Below are 7,003 nucleotides of genomic sequence, written 5' to 3' on the forward strand. Positions count from 1 at the left end.
GATGAATATCGCTTAACAGTGCGAAAAATAAGCGCCGTTGTTTTGGTCTCGCTTTGCGTTTATCTGGGATTTCGTATTGCACCGGTACGCCGTTTGTTTTGCCGTACATCGTTTCGATATGCGACAAGTTAGGTGTTTCGTCCGGTGCAATCCACCACCCGCCCTGCTCCCAATAGGCCTTACCGCTTCGCAGCATTAGAACGGAACATCATCGGCACTATCGTCAAACGGCATAGCGCTGTCGAATGGTTGCTGTTGGTAGTTATCGTTCTGGTAGCCGTTGGATTGTTGATAACCGCCTTGTTGGCTTTGGTTGTTGCCCTTCTTGGAATCCAAGAAAGTTATGTTTTCGGCAACGACTTCGGTTACATAGACCCGTTGGCCTTGATTGTTTTCGTAGTTGCGGGTTTGGATACGGCCTTCAACGCCGATCAATGAGCCTTTACCGCAATACTTGGAAAGCAGATCAGCAGTTAGACCCCACGCTTGAATCCCGATGAAATCAGCTTCACGATCGCCGTTAGCGTTCTTTCGCCGACGATCAACCGCTAGCGAAAAGTTGACAACTGACGTGCCCTTGTTCGTTTGGTGCTTTTCAAGATCTTTCGTGATACGACCGGTTAAAGTTACGTTGTTAATCATTAGTTTTGTTCCTCACTTTCTAAGAGTGCCTTAACAGCATTTACATACTCTTCACCGCTATGTTTACCATCGCCAAGAGTGCCCTTTACAAGCTCATCAGCGCGCTTTGAATCACCATTGAGCCGATTAATCAGCTCCATCATCAAGCGCCGATATTCGGCTTGTAATGCGTTCATTTTGCGTTGCTGATTAACTTGTTCCTTGCGCTGTTCCGCTTGTTGCTTGTCAGCCTCGTTAATATCAGCCATTGGTAGGTCTTCGCCGGCATAAACGCTTAAGCCAAGACCTGCAAGGGCAAGCGCCTTAACAAGGCAGCGCTTTTGCGTTTTATTGATTTCTTTCATCGTCGGATTGATAACAGCGTTGTTGTTGTTATCCATGACATAAAGGCTTTCCGTGTATGGTTCGCCTTCGATTGTGATAGTGCATTCAACCATTGTTCCAGTCATCGTGGTTAGATATGGAACTTCTCGATCAATCATTTCAGCATGCTTAACGACTGTTCGATATTTGGTGTACTCTTTATCGCCATACTTGACCTTGTACGGCTCTTGAACCGTTGTTAATGCCATTTCTTTATACTTGGTAAACTTTGGCGTTGGTGTATCTGGATAAATCGACTTAACAAAGTTCCAGGCCCAAGACCAACTGACATAACTAAGCGCAGGGCCTTTCTTCATCTTGATAACTTCAACGTGCTTTGAAACGTCAACCGCTGACAACGTTTCAAATACCGACTTCTTCTTTTCGTCTGACATTACTTGATAACCCCCTTATAGTTAGTAGCTAGATAAGCGCCAGGAACGTCTTTGCCGTCCTTGATAGCCTTTTTAATATCCGTCTTGCTAGGTTCTCGCTTGACGGTAACTTTCTCTTTGTAATACTGGTCAGGAATTAACGACTGATCGCTAAACTCTACCTTTTCGCTCTTGCGCTTGCTATATACGTGCTTATCAGTGCGAACTTTCGTTGTTCCTGAGTTAGCTACAACATAGCCAACATACTTTTGAAGGCGATCAATGCGGGCTTTTGCCTTGTCGCGCTCTTCTTTGATTTCGGCCATCTTTTCCAGCTCGTGGTTATAGATAGCTAAATCTTTTTCAGTGTCGTCAATCAGCCAGGCGATAGCGTCTAGCTTGTCGGCTAGTTCAAGCTGCAAGGCGTCGATCGTGTCCGTGTAGGCCTGCTGATCGATTTCACCTTCGGCCCGTTTCTGGTCAACGGTTGCAATAGCAGCAATAATTTCAGCGGTATTCATTTACTCCTCCTAGTCGTGCTTCGGTTCCAGATAATCATTGTTTTCGTCGATCAGCGCGTCTTGGTAGCCTTCTTCGTAGCCAGACTTCCAAGCCTTGATTAAATCGGCTTCCGTATACGTTTCTTTCATGGTAAAATTACCCCGTTATATGTTTTTGATTCGGCATTACCGGCGATCGGTAGTGCCTTTTTTAGTTGTCGATACAACGATCTGCCATGAAAACATGGCAATCCACACTAGCGCCAACCAGTTTGCCCAGATTACATGGCTTGTCATTTCGGCATAGACAAAGCCACCACTTAACAGCGACCAGACACTAGCTTTGATACTTCCCATGTTTACCACCTCGATTAATACCAATTTCACGTTCAAGCCTATCAACCTTGTTTGTTAGGTCTACTAGCCCAATAAAGAGGACCATTACAAGCAGACCTAATAAGACAACTGCTACTGTCATTTGCTAACTCCTCCAATTAAACTCGCGGTAATGCTCGTTGACCCAAAGGCCGGCATCGTAGGCGTAGATAATAGTTTTACGCCCCGTTCCCGGGAATGGATCAACGACGAAACCGCCGTTCTCAACATATATTTCTGGGTAACGATCAAAGATTTCCCGCTTAACCCATGCTCGGCTTTTACCGCCTAAGCAATTGTGGCGGAACTCTTCAACGTTCCATGTTTTGCCCTTCAATGTTTCTTCTGGGACTAGCCCCAACTTCTTAGCTGATTGCTTGACGGACTGGTCAATCAGTTCATCATCAATCACAACTTGCATTCGATCACCTCCTACAAGCGTGCAAATTTTTACGGTTGTTAGAAGTACAAAACTTTTGCCTCTTTCGATTCGCCATTCTCGTCTGTTTGAAAGCTGACTGATAGAAAGTCAACGTCTGCAAGCAGCACGTCAACTCTCATCTCAAATTCGTTTTGTGATTCGCCTTCACGACGCTTGATGATTTTCGTGTTCATGATTAGTCCTCCGTTTTTGTTTTGCATTAGGCTTATAGCGAAACGTTAGAAGCCTTATATATCAACGTTTGTGTTTATTTGATTGCTGATTCGATAGCTTTTACACCTTTGTCAAAGTAAAGCCACTGTGGCACTTCTTTGTCTGAGCTACGCGACTTGCTGTTAGCCCAACGACCGTATTCGTTTTGTCCAGGCTGTTCAGCTTTTAACCCCAACTGGTTAGCGATACGACCAACTTTGTTAGAAGTGATGCCTAGCTTTTGCCCAATTTGTGTTGCCGTGTACTCTTTGCGTTTCATGACTGGTAATGTCATTTCACCGGTCAACTCTTTAGCAGCATGAGCTAGTAGCGATTGACGGGCTGTTTCTGAACTGGTAGCCATTGCGATTTTGTACATCATGTTGGCTTTGCGAGTAGCAGCGTTGTCTTCCATGATTGACAATCGTCGTTGCTGTACCAATGATGGGTTATTGTTCTTAATCGCTTCTCGCATGTTGAAGTAGTTATCAAGCAGCTTCTTATACACCCTTGTCGCTTTTTCATCGTCCATGAATTTAACAAGTAATGAATAACCACGTTCACTTAATAGGTAGATATGCTGAGTTCGGTTGCTTTTATCAAGCCCTAATTGGTGGGCAAAATTTCTAAATGCTTCTGACGCATTTAGAAGATCAATTACATCAATGCCATCTTCGAACCATTTACGGTTGTTATTGATAAGTCGGTTAATGTTTCCAACTGACTGTTCATGAATTTGTGCAACATCTTTAGCTAAGATTGATTTTTTGTTTTCACCAAAGCCACCTTCAATTCCAGTGAATTCAATGTTGCCGATATGTTCTTTACCGATCACTTTGATTGCTGGAACGTTTTCCAGAATCTTTTCAGTGTTGAATTTTTCCATTTAACTACCTCTACTACTTTTATATATCAAACAGTTGTTAAATAATGTTTATCTAACAACTTTAATTACTAAAAAACAGCAAAAAAATATCGCTACCACTAACGCCTAGTGCATTAGCTAACTCTTTAATGTGGCGTGAATTAGGGTTTGAAACCCCTCTTTCCCACTTGCTGATAGATTGAGCTTGAACGCCAACCTTTTTGCCAAGTTCTTCTTGGGTCAAGCCTTTGCTTTTTCGCAAGGCCATAAGACTGTTCATGTAATCACCTCTTAGTATTTAAGTACAAATACTATTATATACACTTTGGTTGATAAAGCAATACTTTTTTAAACTTTTTTCAACTAAAAAAACTATTCAACGTTATATCGCAGTATAATTTAATTACCAAAGTTGTTGAAAGATAACTAAGATATTGGAGCTGATTAAAATGATAGGTGATAGAATACGTGATTTGCGAAATCAAAAAAGGCTTTCGCAAACAGACTTAGCAAAAATCATAAACGTATCGCAGCAGACCGTTACTAAATGGGAAACTGGTAAATCAGAGCCTTCTAGCAGCGCGATCAATCGTTTAGCAGACTATTTCGACGTTTCTTCTGACTACCTTCTAGGCAGAAAAACACCAAAGCCAAAAATGACTGTTGATGAAGCAATGGACACTATCATGTCAGCAGACGGCAAAGAACCGACTGAACATGATAGGAAAATAATGGAAAGCATAATTAAAGCGTACTTAGACAATCGGGACTAGCTATGAATGTTCGTAACATTGCCAAACAACTAAATATCAGCGTGAACTATATAGATATGGATAAGCCTGGCTATGCGACGATCAGTGCAGACAAGCGGTTAAAGTTTGTGTTCATCTCTACCCGCTACCCAGCACGTGTGCAGAGAGTTACGCTGATTCACGAGTTAGAACATATCGCTAGGCAGTCAGGTCAAACAGCACTTTACCATGCTACTGTTTCGGCCAGAATAAAGATGGAAAGTGAAATAAACCGTTGCGTTGTCTATGAGCTAGTGGACGACTATATCAAACATACCGGAGTTGAACCGGAAAACATCAACTATATAGACTTTATGGAACTTAACGATATATCAGCAGACTATGAATTGTTTGTTAAAGAAACGATCAAAAAATATAAATGTTAAACCGACACGCAGCAAATACAAGAAGCTGCTTAAACAAAAATACCCTAGCTGTTACGGCTAGGGTTTAAAAATAGACTTAAATCGAACATATGTTTAACTAGAAATTTTCTTGCCAGAATTGGTTTAAGCAATCTAGCTTTTTCTTGTAATATTGTCGTTCTTTGCCTGGTTCCATATCTTTGGCAATTTCATTCAGTGCTACAATATCAACTTTCGGATTCGTTTTCGTGTAATCAAGCATTGAGAAATCACGACTACGCCCGGGATCAATGTATTGCCCTGTACCGGGTTTAATGTTTTCAAATTCTGTTTTAAAAGCATTAAGCGCAGCTAAATTCGCCTCGCCTAAAAGTCTATCTATTTTATCTACTGATTCAGCAGACGGCTTAATCTTTTTAGCACGGTCTATGAAATCGACAATAACTTCACTCTTAGGGCTAGCGTCAAAATAACCACTTGCTGCTAGATTGCCTAATGTTATCTCAAGCATTGGCGTTATTGTTTCTTGAAATTCTTTGTACTGAACCATTGCATTGTCAACTTGACGCTTGTATTTTTCTAGCTCAATTCCTTCACTACTGATCACAAAGCGTTGTATCTCGTCCCAGAAAACAATAGTAATTACCAATTCCATGAACAACGCCATTATTACGATAAACCAGACTGGCAGCCCTTTAAAACTTGTTAACAACAGAATCATGCTACTGGGAACAATCAACGAAAAAACAGCCCAATATATCATATTTATCACTTTTTCTTTCATACACATCACCGATTCAATTATAACAAAAAAACCTAGCTAAATAGCTAGGCCGGTGATGCGTGTAGTATTTTGTATTCTAATTATAACACCAATCACATCTTTATTGAACATATGTACGAAAGGGTTTTACTATGGCTTCTTTTACAAAACGCAATGGGAAATGGCAAGCCAGAATCAGCTGGCATGACGAAAATGGCAAACTACATCAGAAAGCGAAATCTGGTTTTGCTACCAAAGCACAAGCTAAAGACTACGCAACGCAAATGGAAAACGAGTTGATCAATGGCGTTGATATTGCAGCAGACCCAGTTTTTGCCGACTACTTTAAAACGTGGTATGAAACTTACCGGTTGCCAAAAATATCAAAGGCAACGGCTGGCAATTATATCATTTCTAGTCGAGTTATCACGAAATATTTTGGCGATATCAGAATCAAGCAGATCAAGCGCAGCACCTACCAAAAATTTTTAAACGACTACGGAAAAGATCACTCGTTTGGGACGATGAAAGAATTGACTTCAAAAATTAAAGCCTGTGTTAAATCAGCAATTGCAGACGGCATTATTTCAAAAGACTTTACCTATAACGCAAATATAACCTACAACAAAGCTTTAACACGGAAACCTGAATATTTATCTATCAGTGAGCTTAAACAGCTGATATCAGCTCTTAATGACGATTTAAGACCAGATAACGTTAAGCCTTATATCGTCCTGACTGCCATTTATACTGGTGCACGATTTTCAGAAATTCTCGCTTTGACTTGGAAAGACGTTGACTACCTGCACCGAACAATCACGATTAACAAATCCATTGACTATAAATACAATACCGGATTTAAGCCAACTAAAAATGAAAGCTCAAACAGAACAATTCGAGTTAATGGTGAACTGCTTAAGATACTAGCGCAGTTAAAAACTAATCAAACGCCACTTTTGTTTGCGAAAACTCCGCAATCTTTTAAGAATAGTTTGCTGCAAGACGCTAATTCATATCTTAGATCAACCTTGGAACGAATCGGAATCAAAAAGCGCGATTACACATTCCACGCGCTCCGCCACAGCCATGTTGCGTTTCTTTTGAGCCAAGGAATTGATATTTATGCCATTAGCAAACGATTAGGGCACTCAAATATGACAACGACTATTAATGTATATGCTTACTTGATAGATGAATATAAACATAAACTTGACGATGAAATTGAGCAGAAATTAGCGCAATTATAGCTATCGTTGCACCGTTATTGCACTCAATCACCGAAAATGCTGCTATATAAACGTTTGTGCGTTATATATTAAATTAAAAGCTAA

At 40.8% G+C, this 7,003-nt stretch carries 12 protein-coding genes and 1 pseudogene; 3 read left to right on the top strand and 10 right to left on the bottom strand.

Going from position 1 to position 7,003, the window contains the following annotated elements:
• The 9 genes and pseudogenes from FC47_RS10965 to FC47_RS09870 form a co-directional block, all read right to left on the bottom strand.
• Positions 1 to 196, bottom strand: a pseudogene (locus FC47_RS10965) (putative HNHc nuclease); the annotation flags it as partial.
• The gene (gene ssb, locus FC47_RS09845) at positions 196 to 642 is read right to left on the bottom strand and encodes a single-stranded DNA-binding protein (protein ID WP_056968775.1); all 447 of its coding nucleotides are present in this window, start codon (positions 640 to 642) and stop codon (positions 196 to 198) included. The gene ssb and the pseudogene FC47_RS10965, both read right to left, overlap by 1 nt.
• Entirely contained in the window at positions 642 to 1,400 is a 759-nt protein-coding gene (locus tag FC47_RS09850; RefSeq protein ID WP_056968776.1) for a Sak single strand annealing protein, read from the bottom strand. The genes ssb and FC47_RS09850 overlap by 1 nt, the downstream gene beginning before the upstream one ends.
• Entirely contained in the window at positions 1,400 to 1,900 is a 501-nt protein-coding gene (locus FC47_RS09855) for a siphovirus Gp157 family protein (RefSeq protein ID WP_056968777.1), read from the bottom strand. The genes FC47_RS09850 and FC47_RS09855 overlap by 1 nt, the downstream gene beginning before the upstream one ends.
• Positions 1,901 to 2,065: 165 nt before the next feature.
• Entirely contained in the window at positions 2,066 to 2,236 is a 171-nt protein-coding gene (locus FC47_RS10660) for a hypothetical protein (RefSeq protein ID WP_155519184.1), read from the bottom strand.
• A 124-nt stretch (positions 2,237 to 2,360) separates the two neighbouring features.
• Positions 2,361 to 2,675 carry a DUF771 domain-containing protein gene (locus FC47_RS09860; RefSeq protein WP_056968778.1) on the bottom strand — a complete coding sequence of 105 codons (315 nt, stop codon included), beginning with the start codon at positions 2,673 to 2,675 and terminating at the stop codon, positions 2,361 to 2,363.
• 38 nt (positions 2,676 to 2,713) lie between these two features.
• Complete coding sequence (locus FC47_RS10665; protein WP_155519185.1) at positions 2,714 to 2,869, bottom strand: hypothetical protein; 156 nt, start codon at positions 2,867 to 2,869, stop codon at positions 2,714 to 2,716.
• A 74-nt stretch (positions 2,870 to 2,943) separates the two neighbouring features.
• Positions 2,944 to 3,774 (bottom strand): ORF6N domain-containing protein, encoded by an 831-nt coding sequence (locus FC47_RS09865; protein WP_056968779.1) that lies wholly within the window; start codon positions 3,772 to 3,774, stop codon positions 2,944 to 2,946.
• Positions 3,775 to 3,835: 61 nt separating this feature from the next.
• The gene (locus FC47_RS09870) at positions 3,836 to 4,033 is read right to left on the bottom strand and encodes a helix-turn-helix domain-containing protein (protein WP_056968780.1); all 198 of its coding nucleotides are present in this window, start codon (positions 4,031 to 4,033) and stop codon (positions 3,836 to 3,838) included.
• A 169-nt stretch (positions 4,034 to 4,202) separates the two neighbouring features.
• Between FC47_RS09870 and FC47_RS09875 the strand changes: the two genes are divergently transcribed.
• Both FC47_RS09875 and FC47_RS09880 read left to right on the top strand, forming a co-directional pair.
• Positions 4,203 to 4,526 carry a helix-turn-helix domain-containing protein gene (locus FC47_RS09875; protein ID WP_056968781.1) on the top strand — a complete coding sequence of 108 codons (324 nt, stop codon included), beginning with the start codon at positions 4,203 to 4,205 and terminating at the stop codon, positions 4,524 to 4,526.
• Positions 4,527 to 4,528: 2 nt separating this feature from the next.
• The gene (locus tag FC47_RS09880) at positions 4,529 to 4,930 is read left to right on the top strand and encodes an ImmA/IrrE family metallo-endopeptidase (protein WP_056968782.1); all 402 of its coding nucleotides are present in this window, start codon (positions 4,529 to 4,531) and stop codon (positions 4,928 to 4,930) included.
• A 97-nt stretch (positions 4,931 to 5,027) separates the two neighbouring features.
• On the opposite strand, the gene FC47_RS09885 is transcribed toward FC47_RS09880, so the two are convergent.
• The gene (locus FC47_RS09885) at positions 5,028 to 5,693 is read right to left on the bottom strand and encodes a hypothetical protein (protein WP_155519186.1); all 666 of its coding nucleotides are present in this window, start codon (positions 5,691 to 5,693) and stop codon (positions 5,028 to 5,030) included.
• A gap of 131 nt (positions 5,694 to 5,824) precedes the next feature.
• Here FC47_RS09885 and FC47_RS09890 point away from each other — a divergent pair, with 131 nt between their 5' ends.
• Entirely contained in the window at positions 5,825 to 6,919 is a 1,095-nt protein-coding gene (locus FC47_RS09890; RefSeq protein WP_056968784.1) for a tyrosine-type recombinase/integrase, read from the top strand.
• Positions 6,920 to 7,003: the final 84 nt, after the last annotated feature.

The organism is Limosilactobacillus mucosae DSM 13345 (assembly GCF_001436025.1).
Taxonomy (GTDB): domain Bacteria; phylum Bacillota; class Bacilli; order Lactobacillales; family Lactobacillaceae; genus Limosilactobacillus; species Limosilactobacillus mucosae.